The organism is Oceaniglobus sp. K40-3, assembly GCF_055808395.1.
Map to the genome: position 1 here is coordinate 3222492 of NZ_CM147868.1, position 17146 is coordinate 3239637.

At 61.0% G+C, this 17146-nt stretch carries 17 protein-coding genes and 2 pseudogenes; 15 read left to right on the forward strand and 4 right to left on the reverse strand.

What is annotated here, in order from left to right; translation table 11 throughout:
- Positions 1-2: 2 nt before the first annotated feature.
- Both AC0L7P_RS16740 and AC0L7P_RS16745 read right to left on the reverse strand, forming a co-directional pair.
- Positions 3-230: a DUF2842 domain-containing protein gene (locus AC0L7P_RS16740; RefSeq protein ID WP_473433737.1), complete on the reverse strand. Its 228-nt coding sequence runs from the start codon at positions 228-230 to the stop codon at positions 3-5.
- A 9-nt stretch (positions 231-239) separates the two neighbouring features.
- A complete protein-coding gene (locus AC0L7P_RS16745; protein ID WP_473433738.1) occupies positions 240-1532 on the reverse strand; it encodes an adenylosuccinate synthase in 1293 nt (430 codons plus the stop codon).
- A 158-nt stretch (positions 1533-1690) separates the two neighbouring features.
- On the opposite strand from AC0L7P_RS16745, the gene AC0L7P_RS16750 reads away from it, so the two are divergent.
- The 5 genes from AC0L7P_RS16750 (at position 1691) to AC0L7P_RS16770 (ending at position 5473) form a co-directional block, all read left to right on the forward strand.
- Entirely contained in the window at positions 1691-2086 is a 396-nt protein-coding gene (locus AC0L7P_RS16750; RefSeq protein ID WP_473433739.1) for a DUF6524 family protein, read from the forward strand.
- 86 nt (positions 2087-2172) lie between these two features.
- Positions 2173-2532 carry a preprotein translocase subunit SecG gene (gene secG / locus AC0L7P_RS16755; protein ID WP_473433740.1) on the forward strand — a complete coding sequence of 120 codons (360 nt, stop codon included), beginning with the start codon at positions 2173-2175 and terminating at the stop codon, positions 2530-2532.
- 168 nt (positions 2533-2700) lie between these two features.
- Positions 2701-4344, forward strand: a complete 1644-nt coding sequence (locus AC0L7P_RS16760; protein WP_473433741.1) for a CTP synthase — start codon at positions 2701-2703, stop codon at positions 4342-4344.
- Between the two features lie 24 nt (positions 4345-4368).
- The gene (locus AC0L7P_RS16765; RefSeq protein WP_473433742.1) at positions 4369-4662 is read left to right on the forward strand and encodes a DUF1330 domain-containing protein; all 294 of its coding nucleotides are present in this window, start codon (positions 4369-4371) and stop codon (positions 4660-4662) included.
- A 40-nt stretch (positions 4663-4702) separates the two neighbouring features.
- Positions 4703-5473, forward strand: coding sequence for a 23S rRNA (adenine(2030)-N(6))-methyltransferase RlmJ (locus AC0L7P_RS16770; RefSeq protein WP_473433743.1), 771 nt, complete (start codon positions 4703-4705; stop codon positions 5471-5473).
- Positions 5474-5485: 12 nt separating this feature from the next.
- Here AC0L7P_RS16770 and AC0L7P_RS16775 read toward each other — a convergent pair whose 3' ends face one another.
- Complete coding sequence (locus AC0L7P_RS16775) at positions 5486-6322, reverse strand: MipA/OmpV family protein (protein ID WP_473433744.1); 837 nt, start codon at positions 6320-6322, stop codon at positions 5486-5488.
- Between the two features lie 156 nt (positions 6323-6478).
- Here AC0L7P_RS16775 and AC0L7P_RS16780 point away from each other — a divergent pair, with 156 nt between their 5' ends.
- From AC0L7P_RS16780 to AC0L7P_RS16825, 10 genes and pseudogenes are all read left to right on the forward strand, one after another.
- A complete protein-coding gene (locus AC0L7P_RS16780; RefSeq protein ID WP_473433745.1) occupies positions 6479-6922 on the forward strand; it encodes a tellurite resistance TerB family protein in 444 nt (147 codons plus the stop codon).
- Entirely contained in the window at positions 6919-7734 is an 816-nt protein-coding gene (locus tag AC0L7P_RS16785) for a phosphate/phosphite/phosphonate ABC transporter substrate-binding protein (RefSeq protein ID WP_473433746.1), read from the forward strand. The genes AC0L7P_RS16780 and AC0L7P_RS16785 overlap by 4 nt, the downstream gene beginning before the upstream one ends.
- Positions 7735-7775: 41 nt before the next feature.
- A complete protein-coding gene (locus tag AC0L7P_RS16790; protein WP_473433747.1) occupies positions 7776-8555 on the forward strand; it encodes an ABC transporter ATP-binding protein in 780 nt (259 codons plus the stop codon).
- A 28-nt stretch (positions 8556-8583) separates the two neighbouring features.
- Positions 8584-9304: pseudogene (locus tag AC0L7P_RS16795) on the forward strand (transporter substrate-binding domain-containing protein).
- Positions 9305-9507: 203 nt separating this feature from the next.
- Positions 9508-10275, forward strand: coding sequence for an ABC transporter permease (locus AC0L7P_RS16800; protein WP_473433748.1), 768 nt, complete (start codon positions 9508-9510; stop codon positions 10273-10275).
- A pseudogene (locus AC0L7P_RS16805) lies at positions 10272-11112 on the forward strand (ABC transporter permease). Before AC0L7P_RS16800 ends, AC0L7P_RS16805 begins: the two are co-directional and overlap by 4 nt.
- Positions 11109-12437, forward strand: a complete 1329-nt coding sequence (locus AC0L7P_RS16810) for a glutamine synthetase family protein (protein WP_473433749.1) — start codon at positions 11109-11111, stop codon at positions 12435-12437. Before AC0L7P_RS16805 ends, AC0L7P_RS16810 begins: the two are co-directional and overlap by 4 nt.
- A gap of 323 nt (positions 12438-12760) precedes the next feature.
- Positions 12761-13729 carry a TAXI family TRAP transporter solute-binding subunit gene (locus AC0L7P_RS16815; RefSeq protein ID WP_473433750.1) on the forward strand — a complete coding sequence of 323 codons (969 nt, stop codon included), beginning with the start codon at positions 12761-12763 and terminating at the stop codon, positions 13727-13729.
- Positions 13730-13830: 101 nt separating this feature from the next.
- A complete protein-coding gene (locus AC0L7P_RS16820) occupies positions 13831-16440 on the forward strand; it encodes a TRAP transporter permease (RefSeq protein ID WP_473433751.1) in 2610 nt (869 codons plus the stop codon).
- Positions 16437-16907, forward strand: coding sequence for a universal stress protein (locus tag AC0L7P_RS16825; RefSeq protein WP_473433752.1), 471 nt, complete (start codon positions 16437-16439; stop codon positions 16905-16907). Before AC0L7P_RS16820 ends, AC0L7P_RS16825 begins: the two co-directional genes overlap by 4 nt.
- 4 nt (positions 16908-16911) lie before the next feature.
- On the opposite strand, the gene AC0L7P_RS16830 is transcribed toward AC0L7P_RS16825, so the two are convergent.
- Positions 16912-17109, reverse strand: a complete 198-nt coding sequence (locus AC0L7P_RS16830; protein ID WP_473433753.1) for a hypothetical protein — start codon at positions 17107-17109, stop codon at positions 16912-16914.
- Positions 17110-17146 lie beyond the last annotated feature (37 nt).

A 17146-nucleotide genomic window follows, 5' to 3' on the forward strand; every position in this document is an offset into this window, starting at 1 on the left:
CCCTAATCGTCGCGCGGCGCGTCCGGGTCGGCCTGACCGATGCCGCGAAACACCGCGCGGAACGGCAACGCCCAGACCACCCCGAGCGCCAGATAGATCACCACTTCGATCAGAATATTCGGGCGCGTCAACAGCGTGACCGCCCAACTGGCCACCAGAATATAGATCGGCAACCCCACCAGCAGAATCACCAGCGACCAGCGCCGTCTGGCCCGATAACTCAGCGCCATATCACCCCCTCAATCGGCAAACGGATCGGTCACGAGGATCGTATCTTCCCGCTCGGGCGAGGTGGACAGCAGCGCGACAGGGCAATCAATCAACTCCTCGACGCGGCGCACATATTTGATCGCATTCGCGGGCAATTCGGCCCATGACCGCGCGCCTTCGGTCGATTCGCTCCAACCCGGCATCTCTTCGTAGATCGGCACGCAGCGCGCCTGTTGCTCTGCCGCTGTGGGCAGATAATCAAGCCGCGTTCCATCCAGATCATAGGCGACACAGATTTTCAGCGTCTCGAACCCGTCCAGCACGTCGAGCTTGGTCAACGCGATCCCCTTAACGCCGGATGTGGCGCAGGTCTGGCGCACCAGCACCGAATCAAACCAGCCACAGCGCCGTTTGCGCCCGGTCACGGTGCCAAATTCATGACCCCGCTCGCCCAGACGCTGGCCCATATCATCGTTCAGCTCTGCCGGAAACGGCCCCTCGCCCACCCGGGTGGTATAGGCCTTGACGATACCCAGCACGAAATCAATGGCCCCGGGCCCAATACCGGTGCCCGTGGCCGCCTGCCCGGCAATCACGTTGGACGACGTGACAAAGGGATAGGTGCCAAAATCAATGTCCAGTAACGCACCTTGCGCCCCCTCGAACAAGATCCGCTTGCCCGCCCGGCGCTGTTCGTTCAGCACCTTCCAGACGGGGGCCGCGTATTCCAGAACCTGCGGCGCGATCTCGCGCAGGGATGCCAACAACGCGTCACGGTCCACCGGCTCCAGCCCCAGCCCACGGCGCAGGGCATCATGATGCACCAACGCACGATCCACCCGGATTTCCAGCGTGGCGGGATCGGCCAGATCGGCCACCCGCACGGAACGGCGCCCCACCTTGTCTTCATAGGCCGGGCCAATGCCCCGCCCCGTGGTGCCGATCTTGGCAACCGACGTGGCGGCTTCGCGGGCGCGGTCCAGCTCGCCATGAATTGGCAGGATCAGCGGCGCGTTTTCAGCGATCATCAGATTTTCGGGCGAAATTTCGACCCCCTGTTCACGCAACGCGGCGATCTCGCTCAGCAGATGCCATGGGTCCAGCACCACGCCATTGCCAATCACCGACAGTTTGCCACCGCGCACGATGCCCGAGGGCAACAGCGACAGTTTGAACACCTGTCCGTCGATAACAAGGGTGTGGCCCGCATTGTGGCCGCCCTGAAACCGGGCGATGACATCGGCCCTTTCGCTGAGCCAATCCACGATCTTGCCTTTTCCCTCGTCCCCCCATTGGGCTCCGACGACGACGACATTGGCCATAAGGCTTCCTTTCCCGATCCCGGTGCCGCGTTCCGTGCGGCCCGCGCCCATATACGCGCCCGACCGGGACAGGACAAACGGATTTCGCACCCGACCCGGGGCTTTACATCACGCGTCCACCTCTGGCATCCAATAAGGACAGAAGTTGGAGGGATATGATGGGGTTTTTACTGCGCTGGCTGTTTGCCTTTGTCCTTCTCGCGGCGACGTTCAACCCCACTGATCTGAACTATATCCGCTGGGCGCGCGCCAACTGGGATTTACAGATGCCGCTGACGGTGCTTCTGGGCCTTGTCCTGCTGGTTGGATATATCGTCTATCTGCGCGCCACGTTCCGTTCGATCGGTCCGATCGGGATGGCCCTTGTCGCGGCGTTGGTCGGGGCCGTGATCTGGGTGCTTTACGATTATGGCATCCTGCGGCTGGACAACCGCGACATGAATATCTGGCTGGCTCTGTTTGCCCTGTCGCTGATCCTCGGGATCGGGCTGAGCTGGAGCCTGGTGCGGCGCAAACTGTCGGGTCAGGCCGATATGGACGACGTCGACGAATAACCTCGGGGATTCGGCCACGCTTTGGGGTTGCAGCGCATGGCTTTGGCTTCTAGATACCGCCTGTCCCATTGCCAAAGGCCGCCGTCATGGAAAACATCGTTCTTATCGTTCATCTGATCCTGGCGCTTTGCCTGATTGGCGTTGTGTTGCTGCAACGCTCGGAAGGTGGCGGGCTGGGTATGGGCGGTGGCGGCGGTGGTGGCGCCATTTCAGCCCGGGGCGTCGCGACGGCGCTGACCAAGCTGACCTGGATCTTTGCCATCTGTTTTATCGGCACCTCCATCGGGCTGACGGTGATCGCGGCGCAGAAATCGGCGGGAAGCTCGGTCGTGGACCGGTTGGGCGTTCCAGAGCCGGCTGCGGAAACACCCGCCCTGCCCGCAGGCAGCGATCTGTTGCCGCCCGCGGCTGACGATTCGCCCCTGACGCCGCCGCGCGCGGACTGAACCCTCCCGATTGGGGGCGCGCAGTTTAGCGCCCCAAGATGTTGCGCTTTGGTTGCGGGCAGAGCGCGAATCCTGTAAGGCTTAAACCCCGTGGTGGTGCGTATTGCGCACCGCATTCCATTTGCATTTGCGACGCGTCGCAGCGATCACTCACGGGGGCCTTTGATCATGGCACGGTATGTTTTTATCACGGGCGGCGTGGTTTCATCTCTGGGCAAAGGGCTGGCCTCGGCTGCCTTGGGGGCGTTGTTGCAGGCCCGTGGTTTTTCCGTGCGGTTGCGCAAACTTGACCCATACCTGAACGTCGATCCCGGCACGATGAGCCCGTTTGAACACGGCGAAGTTTTCGTCACCGACGACGGCGCCGAAACTGATCTGGACCTCGGCCATTACGAACGCTTTACCGGGGTGGCGGCGCGCAACACCGATTCTGTATCGTCGGGACGTATCTATTCCACCGTTCTGGAGAAAGAGCGGCGGGGCGATTATCTGGGAAAAACCATTCAGGTCATTCCCCATGTGACCAATGAAATCAAAGACTTCCTCAAGATTGGCGCCGATGAGGTGGATTTCATGCTCTGCGAAATCGGCGGCACGGTCGGCGATATCGAGGGGCTGCCGTTTTTCGAGGCAATCCGCCAGTTCGCCCAGGACCGGCCCCGTGGTGAATGTATTTTCATGCACCTCACCCTGTTGCCCTGGATTGCGGCCAGTGGGGAGCTGAAAACCAAACCGACCCAGCACAGCGTCAAGGAGTTGCGCTCGATCGGTATCGCGCCGGATATTCTGGTCTGCCGGTCAGAACGGCTCATTCCGCAGAAAGAGCGTGAAAAACTGGCGCTGTTTTGCAACGTGCGCCCGGATTCGGTGATCGCCGCCTATGATCTGAAATCCATCTATGAGGCGCCGCTGGCCTATCACCGCGAAGGGCTGGATCAGGCGGTTCTGGATGCGTTTGGCATCTCGCCCGCGCCGCGCCCCAATCTGACCCGCTGGGAAGATGTGTTTGACCGCATCTATAACCCCGAAGGCGAGGTGCGCATCGCCATCGTCGGCAAATATACCCAACTTGAGGACGCCTATAAATCCATCGCCGAGGCCCTGACCCACGGGGGCATGGCCAACCGGGTGAAGGTGCGGATTCAGTGGGTGGATGCCGAATTGTTCGAACGGGGCGATGCCGCCTCGTCGCTGGAAGGGTTCCACGCCATCCTTGTGCCCGGCGGCTTTGGCGAACGCGGCACCGAGGGCAAGATCAAGGCAGCCGAATACGCCCGCACCCGCAACATTCCCTATCTGGGCATCTGTCTGGGCATGCAGATGGCAGTGGTCGAAGCGGCCCGCAATCTGGCCGGGCTCAGCACCGCCGGAAGCGAGGAATTTGACCACGAGGCCGGAAAAAAGCGTTTCGAACCCGTGGTTTACCACCTCAAGGAATGGGTGCAGGGCAATCACACCGTCGCCCGTAAGCTGGGCGATGACAAAGGCGGCACCATGCGCCTTGGGGCCTATACCGCCAATCTGACCGAAGGGTCAAAGGTGGCCGAAATTTATGGCCGCGAGGTGATCGAGGAACGCCACCGCCACCGCTATGAGGTGGATCTGGCCTATCGCGCCGCGTTGGAGGAAAAAGGCATGGCGTTTTCAGGCATGTCCCCCGATGGCCGCCTGCCCGAGATCGTCGAGATCAAGGACCACCCCTGGTTCATCGGCGTGCAGTTCCACCCCGAGCTGAAAAGCAAACCTTTCGATCCGCACCCTTTGTTCAAGGATTTCGTGCGCGCCGCAAAAGACGTATCGCGGCTGGTTTGACGCCCCCCTTACCCGGAGACTGATATGCCCAAAGGTTACTGGATCGCCAATAACATCGTTCACGATGCCGAAACTTATAACCGCTATAAAGAGGCAAACGGCGCGGTGTTTGCCCGGTATGGCGCGCGGTTCATTGTGCGCGGTGGGACGCAGAAATCGGTTGAGGGTGATCCGTTTCCACGTTCGGTTGTCATCGAATTTGCAAGCTACGCCGATGCGCTCGCCTGTTATGATGACCCGGACTATCAGGCGGCCAAGGCCATTCGTGTGCCGGTATCCGAAGGGCGGGTGGTGATTGTCGAAGGTTACGACGGCTAAGCCCCTTTTCCCCGGCCCCGTTCCGGGATAGCAGCGAAAGATGCTGTCGTATCAACACGGATATCACGCGGGCAATCTGGCCGATGTGCACAAACATGCCTTGCTGGCGTGGGTGCTGCGCTATCTCACTGCCAAGGGTAAACCCCTGTTTTATCTGGAAACCCACGCCGGACGGGGGCTGTATGATCTGGGCGCGCCCGAGGCGTTGAAGACCGGCGAAGCGGCGGCAGGGATTGCCCGGGCCGAACCACTTTTGCCCGATGATCACCCGTATCGCGCGGCGCTTAGCGCAGTGCGCGCACAACACGGGGCGGCGGCCTATCCCGGATCACCCCTGATCGCCCAGCATTTTTTGCGCCCTGGTGACAGCCAACATCTGGCCGAACTGCACCCCGGCGAACACGCCGCCCTGGCGCAGGTGGCCGGGCGCGCGACGTTGCACAAAACCGATGGGCTGGCGCTGGCCCATGCCCTGTTGCCGCCCACGCCCCGCCGGGGGCTGGCCCTGATCGACCCGAGTTATGAGGTGAAAACCGAATACGCCGATATTGCCCGGCTCATCCCGCAGTTGCACGCCAAATGGAACGTGGGGGTGATTATGCTGTGGTATCCGATCCTGCCCGACGCGCGCCACCGGCCCATGCTGCGCGCCCTGTGTGGCGCCCTGCCCGATGCCCTGCGCCACGAGGTGGGGTTTGTCCCGGCCCGTCCGGGCCACGGAATGCAGGGCAGCGGCATGTTCATCGTCAACCCGCCATGGGGCACAAAAGAAGAGGCCGCCCGATTGGACGGCCTTTTCGCGAAACTGTGATCGGCTGGCGGTTCAGAAATCCAGGGTGACGCGGCGGGTGATCCCGATGCGCACACCGTATTGGTCACGCTCGCCCTGTTGCACGATGGGGCTGTCGGCGGCATCGCCGGTGAAGCGATCCCAGGTCACGGCCCCCTCAACGCCCCAATCATCATTGATTTTATATGTCGCGCCCAGTTCGATTCCCGCGCTCAGCAGACCGCCTTGGGCGTTATACGCCTGCCCGGCAAAGTTGCTGCCCGCGGCCCCGGCTTCGGCGGCGCTGACACCGAAATACGTCTGGGCATAGCGATCAGACCCCACGAACAGCCGCGGCCCGGCCGACAGGGTCAGACGGTCGCTGGCCTGAACTTTCACATCCGCGCCCATTTCACCCACAAAGGCGTGGTGACCAATGGCACCATAGCGCAGATCGGCAAAGGCATCGAAATAACGCGAGGTATAGCCAACGCCAAGGCCCAGTTCGACACTGGTATCGACATCGTTCAAGCCGCGCAGTTCAGGGTAATCGGCGGCGTCGCGCTTGCCGATATAGCGGAACGCACCGCGCAACCCGAACCCATAGCGCGGATCACTGGCGTCGGTGGTGCCGAAGCTGCGCCCACCGGGCAGACGCAGAAAATTCACCCCCAGCGAAAAATCCGGGCCCAGTTTGTAATCGTCCGATCCGAAATATTCAGGCGCGGCCGAAACCCCACCGCGCACGGTAAAGATCAGATCGGGGCTGGCCTGAGGCACCGCCTGATAAACAGGGGCGCTTTCGACCGTAGGGGTAGCAAGATCGCCAGCCGACGCAACGGACGGCGCGATCAGGGCAAGGGCGGCAAGGGTGCGGGGCAGCAGATTCATCCGGTGATTCCAAGTTGCAGACATGGCAGTTATTCTCTCTATAATACCATAGCGCGCCCGGCGCAGGCCCCAACACACAAGATTGTGGGGCATGGTATTTATACCATAGGGTGTGCCCTCTTCCCTCTCGCCCCACGGCGCAGTATATCTCCCCCCATGTTTGCAGATCTCCTCCGCCGCCTCACCGCGCCCGACCCCGAACGCCTGCCCGACCCGGACGCACGGTTGGCGCTGGCCGCCCTTCTGGTGCGTATCGCACGCACCGATGGCGATTATTCCGACGTTGAAATCACCCGGATCGACCGCGTGCTGGCCACCCGCCACGGGCTGTCCCCGTTCGAGGCGGCGGCCCTGCGCCGGGATGCCGAGGCGGTGGAGGCCGAGGCGCCTGACACCGTGCGGTTCACCCGCGCCATCAAAGAGGCCGTCGCCTATGAGGACCGCGTGCAGGTGATCGAGGCCCTGTGGGACATCGTGCTGGCCGACGGTGTGCGCGACGAGGACGAGAATGCCTTGCTGCGCCTTGTCGCGCCGATGCTGGGCCTGAATGACCGTGACAGCAATCTGGCCCGCCAGAGGGTCGAGGCGCGCCGCGCATGATCGCCAGCCTGCCGATGTATGACCGCCCCGAAACGGCGGCGGCCCATGATGCCCTGTGGGCGGCCCTGCGCGACGATCTGCACGACCGCGGAATCGATGCACCCGCGTGCCTGACCCGGGGCGGCGATCTGTGGGCCGAATGGGAAAGTGGCGATCTGTTGCTGGGCCAGACGTGCAGCCTGCCGTTTCGCGCCCGGTTGCACCCGCGTGTGACGCTGGTGGCGAACCCCGATTTTGCCCTGCCCGACACGCCGCCGGGTCATTACCACAGCGTTTTTGTGACCCGCAAAGGCGCCCCGCGCGACTTGGGCCATTACCGCAACAGCCGCTTTGCCCTGAACGATGCCCTGTCGCATTCGGGCTGGGCGGCGCCGCAGGAACAGGCCCGCGCCCATGGGTTTACCTTTGACGACACCCTGGAAACCGGCGCGCACAGGGCCAGCGCAATCGCCATTGCCGACGGACGCGCCGATATTGCGGCGATTGACGCCCACACATGGCGCGCCCTTTCGATGTACGAGCCATCAGTGACCGACCGCTTGCAGGTGATCGGGCGCACTGCCGCTTCGCCGGCCCTGCCCTATATCACCGCCTTTGGCGATCTCGCACCGATACTGGCGCGCGCCCTGACCCGCGCCATCAAGGCCCTCCCGCCGCAACACCGCGCCACACTGGGCCTTGCCGGGGTCGTCAAACTGCCCCTTGGCGCGCATCTTGACCTGCCAATTCCGCCCGCGCCCCTGGCAAATGCTGCAAAAACGGGCCATTCCCCCACGTCAGGCGAAAATTCAACGTTGCAATCGGCGGGCTAATCCGCCCTACTCGCACCGACCTTGCCAATAATGATTGCCACGTGAATATACCCAATCCGCCCGTTATCGAAATCCGCGACCTTCACAAGAGCTATGGCGCGCTTGAGGTGCTCAAGGGCGTCGATATGGTGGCGCCGCGCGGTCATGTGGTTTCACTTATCGGGTCGTCGGGGTCGGGCAAATCCACGCTTTTGCGCTGTGCCAATCTGTTGGAGGACAGCCAGCAGGGCGAAATCCTGTTTGAGGGCGAACCCATCACATGGCGGGGCAAGGGGCTTGGCCGGCATCCATCCAACCGGGTACAGGTGACGCGCATCCGCACCAACCTGTCGATGGTGTTTCAACAGTTCAACCTTTGGGCCCACATGACGATTTTGCAAAACGTCATGGAGGCACCGGTAACAGTGCTGAAACGTGACCGCGCCGAAGTAGAGGGCAAGGCGCGCGAATATCTGGCCAAGGTGGGCATTGGCGACAAATGCGATGTTTACCCCGCCATGCTGTCGGGCGGGCAGCAACAGCGCGCCGCCATCGCCCGCGCCCTGTGCATGGAGCCGCGCGCCCTGTTGTTCGACGAACCGACATCTGCCCTTGACCCCGAGCTTGAGCAAGAAGTCGTCAAGGTGATCAAGGCCCTTGCCGACGAGGGGCGCACCATGCTTTTGGTGACCCACGATATGCGGCTGGCCAATGATGTTTCTGATCATGTGGTGTTTCTGCACCAGGGCCGGATCGAAGAACAAGGCGCACCCGAAACGCTGTTCGGGGCGCCGAAAACCGAACGCCTGCAACAGTTTCTGAACGCCGGGCAGGCGCAATAAACCCATAACTGACCACGGGAGAACCAAAATGAAAAACCTGATCCTTGCCACTGCCGCGCTGGCCCTGTCGGCCGGCATGACCATGGCCGATACCATCCGCATGGGCACCGAGGGCGCCTACCCCCTATAACTTCATCAATGATTCCGGCGAAGTAGACGGGTTCGAGCGCGAGTTGGGTGATGAGCTGTGCGCGCGCGCCAAGCTGACCTGCGAATGGGTTACGAATGATTGGGATGGCATCATCCCCAACCTCGTTTCCGGCAACTATGACACGATCATGGCCGGGATGAGCATCACCGACGAACGGGACGCGGTGATTGATTTCACCCAGAACTATCTCCCGCCTGAACCATCGGCCTTTTTGGCCATGGCTGGCATGACCATGGACGATGTGACAGTGATCGCCGCCCAGACCGGCACGATTCAGGCCTCCCATGTTGCCTCGATGGAAGGTAAGACATTGGTGGAATTCGCCACCCCCGATGAAACCGTTGCCGCCGTGCGCAATGGCGAAGCCGATGCCGTGCTGGCCGACAAGGCGTTCCTTGTTCCCGTGGCGGACGAAGGGTCCGATGTCGCGCTTTTGGGTGGCGACATCGCACTGGGCGGCGGTATCGGCATGGGCGTGCGCGAATCCGACCCCGAGTTGAAGGAAACCTTCGATGCCGTCATCACCGAGATGAAGGCCGACGGCACCCTGAACACGATGATCAAGAAATGGTTTGGCGACGACGCCACGACTTACTGATCCACCATTCGGCAAGGGCCGCCACAGCGCGGCCTTTGCCCCTTCCTCACCGGCGCGCGTCCCCGATGCCACGCCACCGAAAAGGGTGACAGCCCATCTTCACCTGTACCGATCCAAAGACGCTTGAAGGTCTGCACTGGCTTGCCTGCTATCTCAGCACGGGCAAGCATCTGGCGTTTTACGGCTCTTTCGGCACTGTTCTGTTGCTGTTGGCGGTAACGGCGCCATCTGCCCTGCTGTTCGGGTTTGGCGGGGCCATGGCGGCGCGGTCGCGTTTCGCGCCCCTGCGCTGGTTCGGCAAGGGCTATACCGCCATCGTGCGCGGCGTGCCGGATATTGCGTTTTTCCTGTTCTTTGTCATTGCGTTGGATCAGGGGTTTGAATGGCTGCGTCACAAGGTGAAATGCCCCGACTGGGATCAGCCGATCCGTCAGGGAAATGATTTTGTCGTCTGCGCCCAGGCCAAACTGCCGCTGTCGTCCAGCCCCCAGTGGGTGCATGAGGCCTATGGTTTTTCCATCGCCGTGCTGACCTTTTCCATCGTGTTTGGCGCCTTTGCGGCCAATGTTCTTTACGGGGCCATGCGCGCGGTGCCCCGGGCGCAGATCGAAACCGGCGAGGCCTATGGCATGTCACAGCGCCAGACATTCTGGCGTATCCTCGTGCCGCAGATGTGGGTTTACGCCCTGCCCGGCCTGTCCAATCTCTGGATGATCCTGGTCAAGGCAACGCCGCTTTTGTTTTTGCTGGGGGTCGAGGACATCGTTTATTGGGCGCGCGAATTGGGCGGGTCGAAAATTCAGCTTTACGATTATCCCCATCCCGATTGGCGGCTTTATTATTTCCTGGGCCTGCTGGTGTTTTACCTTTGCCTTACCCGGGTTTCGGAAATCGTACTGGACCGTCTGACCATCCGCCTGTCACACGGACAGGCCACCGTGGCGGGCGAAGCACAAAGGCGGGCGGCATGAGCTGTTTTGATACCTTTCAGGCCTATGCCTTCCGCTCCATCGGCATGGGCGAGCGTCTTTTGCCGCGCAGCGATTTCACCCTGTGCGAACAGGTCACGCTGATCGGGTCGGGGATGATCTGGAACATCTATTTCGGGGTGCTCGCGCTCAGCTTTGGGTTTTTTCTGGCGGTGACTGTCGCCGTGGCCAAGAACACCGCCAACCCATGGGTGCGCAAACCGGCGGAATGGTTCATCTTTGTCTTTCGCGGGCTCGCCCCTGTTCATCCAGTTTTTCCTTGCCTATGAAACCTTTGTCATGCTGCCCAAGCTGGGGTTTGATCTGAACCTCGGGTTCACCGACATAACCGTCGAAACCCGGTGGTTGACCCGGGCCTGGGCGGGGGCGCTGATCGTGCTGTTTCTCAACACCGCCGCCTATGCAGGCGAGATTTTCTATGGCGCGCTCAGGGCCATTCCCAAGGGCGATATGGAAGCCGCCGATGCCTATGGGTTTTCCGGCTGGACCAAATTCCGCAAGATCACCTTCCCCACCATGCTGCGCCTGGCCTGGCCGTCGTACACGAACGAGGCAATCTTTCTGTTTCATGCCACCACGCTGGTTTATTTTTCGGGCTTTCCGGCATGGCAGCAGCGGGGCGATGCCCTGTATTACGCCAATTATTTTGCGGACAAGACATTCAACCCCTTTGTGCCTTATCCGATTCTGGCCGGGTTCTTTATTTTGCTGACCCTCACGGTGATTGGCGTTTTCGGCCTTGTAAACGCCCGGCTGAACCGGCATTTGCCGCAAGAGCGGCGCCAGAAAATGCGCATCCGCCCTCAGGTGATCAGATGAACCTCGACGACCATCCCGAAATCCGCACCATCCGCGTTGCCGCATCAGACCTGAACGGTCAGGCGCGGGGCAAACGGATGCCCGCCCATCTGGCATCCAAGGTATTTGAGGATGGCACGCGCTTTCCCCTGTCGGTGATGTTTCTGGATATCTGGGGCGAAGACATCGACGACAGCCCGCTGGTGCATCACGCGGGCGACCCGGACGGCGTGCTGTTTCCCACCGAGCGGGGGCTTTTGCCCATGCCGTGGCTGGCGGCGCCCACGGCCCTGTTGCCCCTGTGGATGTTTCACGAGGATGGCACGCCCTTTCCCGGCGATCCCCGCCACGCTTTGGCCGGGGTACAGGCCCGCTTTGCCGAACGCGGGCTGACGCCCGTGGTCGCGACCGAGCTGGAATTCTATCTGATCGACGACTCGGGCAAGGATCTTCGGGTGCCGAAATCGCCCAGTTCCGGCAAGCGGCGCCAGGGTGCCGAAATCCTGTCGTTGCGGGCGCTGGATGCCTGGGATGTGTTCTTTACCGATCTGTACGACGCCTGCGATGCCATGGATATTCCGGCGGAAACCGTTATTTCCGAGGCGGGCAAGGGTCAGTTCGAGGTGAACCTCAACCATGTGGCCGACCCGCTGAAGGCGGCCGACGATGCCTATCTGTTCAAATTGCTGGTGCGCGGACTGGCACGCAAACACGGTTTTGCCGCCTCGTTCATGGCCAAACCTTATGCCGAACATTCGGGCAACGGGATGCATGTGCATTTCTCGGTGCTGGATCGTGACGGCAACAATATTTTCGACAACGGTGGCGCTGACGGCACCGAGGCGCTGCACCACGCCATCGCCGGTTGTATGGCCGCGATGCCCGGATCGACCCTGCTGTTTGCCCCCCACGGCAACAGCTATGACAGGTTTGTGCCGGGCGCCCATGCCCCCACCGCCATTGCCTGGGGTTATGAAAACCGCACCGCCGCGATTCGCGTGCCCGGCGGCAATCACAAGGCCCGGCGCATTGAACATCGGGTGGCCGGGGGCGATGTGAACCCCTATCTGATGATCGCCGCCATCCTTGGCGCGGCGCTGAACGGTCTGGAAGATGCGCAGATGCCGCCCGAACCGATCACCGGCAACGCCTATCTCATGGATCTGCCGCGAATGCCCACCACCTGGGAAACGGCGATTGATGCTTTTGCCGCCGATCCACTGATAAAACGCATTCTTCCCGAGGCGCTGATCACCAATTTCGTCATGACCAAGCGCCAGGAACTGCATTATCTTGCGGAACTGAGCGACGACGAACAGGTCGAACTGTATCTCGATACGGTTTGACCACTGCCAGAGGGCGGCTGCAAATCTGCAAATCGCGCGTTGACAACCATCGGGGCAAATTGCCACAGTCAGGTTCGTTTACCGGCGTTGCGGAGATGTCATTTGCACAACCCCAAGGATACACCAATCACGATGGCGCGAACATCGCGGACAGGGTTGGCGTTTCCGATTCTTGGGGGTCTGTGGCAAACGGTGCGTACAGCGCCCCGCGCCATGTCGACGGCAACCATCCATTGCCGTGCCAGTATCACCACAGTCGCCCCCTGCCCAATGAGGCAGGCGCACCGACCAAAAACACTCATCCAAGGAAAAGGGAGAACATTATGTTCACTGGATTGAAAAGCGCAACTGTCGGGCTTGCCCTGACGGCGCTGTTGGCTCCGGCCGCGATGGCCGAAGAATTCATCACCATCGGCACCGGCGGTGTCACAGGCGTGTATTACCCCACGGGCGGCGCCATCTGCCGTCTGGTCAACAAGGGCCGCAAGGAACACGGCATCCGCTGTTCGGTCGAATCGACCGGCGGTTCTGTGTACAACATCAACACCATCCGCGAAGGCGAGCTGGAATTCGGCGTTGCCCAGTCTGATTGGCAGTACCACGCCTATAACGGCACGTCGTCCTTTGCCGATGCCGGCCCGTTTGAAAAGCTGCGCGCGGTGTTTTCGCTGCACCCTGAACCATTTACCGTGGTTGCGCGCGCCGATGCAGGCGTCAAAACCTTCGAAGACACCAAAGGCAAGCGCGTAAACGTCGGCAACCCGGGTTCCGGCAGCCGTGGCACCATGGAAGTGCTGATGGACGCCATGGGCATGACCATGGATGATTTCACCGTCGCGACCGAACTGAAGCCCGCCGAGCAGGCCTCGGCCATGTGCGACAACCAGATCGACGTGATGACCTATACCGTTGGCCACCCGTCGGGCGCCATCCAAGAGGCAACCACATCCTGTGACGCCAACCTGGTCAGCGTCGAGGGCGAAGCGGTGGACAAGCTGATCGCCGACAACCCGTTCTATCGCAAGGCTGTCATCCCCGGCGGCATGTATCGCGGCAACGATAACGACACCAACACCTTTGGCGTCGGTGCCACCCTGGTGACCAGCGCCGATGTGTCGGACGAGGCGGTCTATACTCTGGTCAGCGCCGTGTTTGAAAACTTTGACGATTTCAAAAAGCTGCACCCCGCCTTTGCCAACCTCACCCCCGAAGAAATGATCAGCGCCAGCCTGTCGGCCCCGCTGCATCCGGGTGCTGTGAAATATTACAAGGAAAAAGGCTGGATGGAATAATCCTGCCCTGACCCATGGGAAAGGCGGGCGCCGCCTTTCCCGACCAACGACCTGCAAAAACAATAACGCGGCGCAAAGACGCGGCGACAGGGGGACATGAAATGACCGACCAACCCACCAAGGGCCGCGCCCTGAGCGAAGAGGAGCTCCAGGATCTGGTGTCCTCGTCAGATGCGGGGGCGCGCAATCCGGTTGGCCCTGTGGGCACCTTTCTGGCCATCGTCGCGATCGCCTGGTCGGTGTTTCAGGTGATCCTGGCCTCACCCATCTCCTATTACATTCTGCCCGGGTCGGTTATCAACAACGCCCGTCAGGTGCATCTGGCCTTTGCCATTTTCCTGGCCTTCATGGCCTATCCCGCCCTGAAATCCAGCCCGCGCAATTATATCCCCATTCAGGATTGGATCATGGGGTTTGCCGGGGTATTCATCGCGCTTTACGGCTATATCTTCTATGCCAAGGTCGTGGCCTCGGGGGGGTTGGCCGATGACGTGGACAAATGGTTTGCCCTTGTCGGCCTGATCCTGCTGTTCGAAGGTGCGCGCCGCGCCCTTGGCCCGGCCATGGCGATCATCGCCACGATTTTCCTGCTCTATGTCTTTTTCGGCTCGTCGCCCCTTGTGCCGGATGTGATCCGCTGGGGTGGGGCATCGTTGAAAAAGGCGATGAGCCATATGTGGATCACCTCGGAAGGGGTGTTCGGCATCGCCCTTGGGGTGTCCACCAAATTCGTGTTCCTGTTCGTGCTGTTCGGCTCGTTGCTGGATAAGGCCGGGGCGGGGAATTATTTCATCAAGATGGCCTTTGGCGCTCTTGGCCACCTCAAGGGCGGGCCGGCCAAGGCGGCTGTTGTCGGTTCGGCGGCGACGGGCCTGATTTCCGGCTCGTCCATTGCCAATGTGGTGACGACCGGCACATTTACAATTCCGCTGATGAAACGCGTCGGTTTCACCTCGGAACAGGCCGGCGCGGTTGAGGTGGCCAGTTCTGTCAACGGTCAGATCATGCCCCCCGTCATGGGCGCCGCGGCCTTCCTGATGGTGGAATACGTCGGCATTTCCTATGTCGAGGTCATCACCCACGCGTTCCTGCCCGCGACGATTTCCTACATCGCGTTGGTCTATATCGTGCACCTTGAGGCGGTAAAACGGAACATGCCCGTTCTGGGCAACCGCGTTGTTTCCATGGGAAAAACCATTGGCGGGATGGCGGCGTTTTTCGTCGGTTTCGCGCTGTTGTGTTACGGGGTGCAATACCCGGTCAAGGCAATCACCGCCGCCCTGCCCAATTCCGGGCTGATCCTGTCGGCGCTGGTGTTTCTGGCCTATGCTGGCCTGCTCTGGGTTGCGTCCAAGGTGCCGGATCTGGAACCCGACGATCCCAACGCCACCGAAGTTGAACTACCTGTGGTGGGGGAAATCTATAAGGCCGGGCTTTATTTCCTGCTGCCGATCGTCGTTCTGGTTTATTTCCTGATGATCGAGCAGAAATCGCCGGGCCTGTCGGCCTTTTGGGCCACCATGCTGCTGTTCGTGATCCTGCTGACCCAAAAACCGCTCAAGGCGATTTTCCGGGGCGAAAACGAAATGGTCGAACAGTTCAAGGATGGTGTCGTTGACCTGCTGCAAGGGCTGGTGGATGGCGCGCGCAACATGATCGGCATCGGCCTGGCCACCGCCACCGCAGGCGTGATCGTGGGCACGGTCACCCTGACCGGCGTGGGTCAGGTGATGGCTGATCTGGTTGAATTCCTGTCGGGTGGCAATCTGATTTTGATGCTGATCATGGTGGGGCTGCTGTCGCTGGTTCTGGGCATGGGGCTGCCGACCACGGCGAACTATATCGTCGTGTCCTCGCTTATGGCGGGGGTCGTGGTGGAACTGGGCGCGCAGAACGGGCTGATCGTGCCCCTGATCGCGGTGCATCTTTTTGTGTTCTATTTCGGGATCATGGCGGATGTAACGCCCCCTGTGGGGCTGGCCAGTTTCGCCGCCGCCGCCGTGTCGGGGGGCGATGCGATCAAGACCGGGTTCGTGGCGTTCTTTTACAGCCTGCGCACCGTGGCCCTGCCGTTCGTATTCATCTTCAACACCGACCTGTTGCTGATTGATGTGAATTGGGCGCAGGGAATATTGGTGTTCATCTCGGCCAGTATCGCGATTTTGGTCTTCACCGCCGGCACCATGGGATATTTCATCACCCGCAGCCGCATCTATGAAAGCGTGGCACTGGTGCTGATCGCCTTTGCCCTGTTCCGGCCCGATTACTTTATGAACCGCATTCAACCACCATACCACGACATCGAACCGGCGGCCCTGGCTCAGGCGGTGGATGACGCGAAACCAGGCAGCGAAATCCGCATCAAGGTAACCGGCCCGGATTTTGACACCGGCGAAAGCAAGGAAACAACGCTGGTTCTGCCTGTTGGCGATGAACCTGCGGGCGCGCGGCTTGACGCGCTTGGACTGACCCTGCTGAGTGAGGGCGAAACCATCGCCCTGGAAGAGCCGCTGTTCGGCACGCCCTTTTCGGAAACCCTGCAAAGTTATGATTTCTATGGCGACGACCCGGTGACTGTCACCGCCGTCAACGCCCCGGCCAGCCAACTGCCCAAGGAACTTGTCTTTATTCCGGCGCTGTTGCTGCTGATCATGGTTTACATGTTGCAACGCAGCCGTGCTGCGAAAGACGAAGAAGGAGTACCGGCATGACCCGTTCCGTTCTCTGCGCCATCGACATCAGCAACCCCGGACAGGACAACCATATCCTGAAAATGGCCCACCGGTTGGCCGAACTGGACGGCGCGCAACTGGATGTCATCACCGTCCTGCCCGATTTCGGGCAAAGCGTCGTCGGCGGGTATTTTGAGGACAGCTATCATCAAAAGGCCATTGATACCGCGCGGGCGGCGCTGAACAATCAGATCACCACCCTGCTGGGGGCCGAAATCAACGCCGCGGTGCGCCACATCGTGGCGACCGGCAGCGCCTATGACGAGGTGCTGAAACTGGCCAAAGAGAGCGATTGCGGGCTGATCGTTATCGGCGCCCACAAACCGGGGATCGCCGATCTGTTCCTCGGCCCCAATGCGGCGCGCATTGTGCGCCACAGCGACTGCAATGTGTTCGTTGTGCGGTCACGCAACAGCCCCTTTGGCCCGGCAACGCCAGAGGCATAAACCCTTATTCTGTCGTTGCGGGTGCGGTAACTGTGTCATCGGTTTGCACCGAGGGGCCCTCGGTTTTGCCGCCGTTCACGATCACCCAGCCGATCAGCACAAGCAGCAACACAAAGATGAAAGCCATGCCGCCCCCTATGCCAAACAAGGAAGGGCGGTGTTGCTTTTTCTGTTTGTCGATATTGGTATCGGGTGGGGACATGGGCGCCTCCTGACGTCGGTTGGGCCCGGCCATTGAA

Excerpts from the sequence above, each read along its gene's own strand:
- AC0L7P_RS16740 (WP_473433737.1), bottom strand. The coding sequence starts at position 230 with ATGGCGCTGAGTTATCGGGCCAGACGGCGCTGGTCGCTGGTGATTCTG.
- AC0L7P_RS16745 (WP_473433738.1), bottom strand. The coding sequence starts at position 1,532 with ATGGCCAATGTCGTCGTCGTCGGAGCCCAATGGGGGGACGAGGGAAAA.
- AC0L7P_RS16750 (WP_473433739.1), top strand. The coding sequence starts at position 1,691 with ATGGGGTTTTTACTGCGCTGGCTGTTTGCCTTTGTCCTTCTCGCGGCG.
- secG (WP_473433740.1), top strand. The coding sequence starts at position 2,173 with ATGGAAAACATCGTTCTTATCGTTCATCTGATCCTGGCGCTTTGCCTG.
- AC0L7P_RS16760 (WP_473433741.1), top strand. The coding sequence starts at position 2,701 with ATGGCACGGTATGTTTTTATCACGGGCGGCGTGGTTTCATCTCTGGGC.
- AC0L7P_RS16765 (WP_473433742.1), top strand. The coding sequence starts at position 4,369 with ATGCCCAAAGGTTACTGGATCGCCAATAACATCGTTCACGATGCCGAA.
- AC0L7P_RS16770 (WP_473433743.1), top strand. The coding sequence starts at position 4,703 with ATGCTGTCGTATCAACACGGATATCACGCGGGCAATCTGGCCGATGTG.
- AC0L7P_RS16775 (WP_473433744.1), bottom strand. The coding sequence starts at position 6,322 with ATGAATCTGCTGCCCCGCACCCTTGCCGCCCTTGCCCTGATCGCGCCG.
- AC0L7P_RS16780 (WP_473433745.1), top strand. The coding sequence starts at position 6,479 with ATGTTTGCAGATCTCCTCCGCCGCCTCACCGCGCCCGACCCCGAACGC.
- AC0L7P_RS16785 (WP_473433746.1), top strand. The coding sequence starts at position 6,919 with ATGATCGCCAGCCTGCCGATGTATGACCGCCCCGAAACGGCGGCGGCC.
- AC0L7P_RS16810 (WP_473433749.1), top strand. The coding sequence starts at position 11,109 with ATGAACCTCGACGACCATCCCGAAATCCGCACCATCCGCGTTGCCGCA.
- AC0L7P_RS16815 (WP_473433750.1), top strand. The coding sequence starts at position 12,761 with ATGTTCACTGGATTGAAAAGCGCAACTGTCGGGCTTGCCCTGACGGCG.
- AC0L7P_RS16820 (WP_473433751.1), top strand. The coding sequence starts at position 13,831 with ATGACCGACCAACCCACCAAGGGCCGCGCCCTGAGCGAAGAGGAGCTC.
- AC0L7P_RS16825 (WP_473433752.1), top strand. The coding sequence starts at position 16,437 with ATGACCCGTTCCGTTCTCTGCGCCATCGACATCAGCAACCCCGGACAG.
- AC0L7P_RS16830 (WP_473433753.1), bottom strand. The coding sequence starts at position 17,109 with ATGTCCCCACCCGATACCAATATCGACAAACAGAAAAAGCAACACCGC.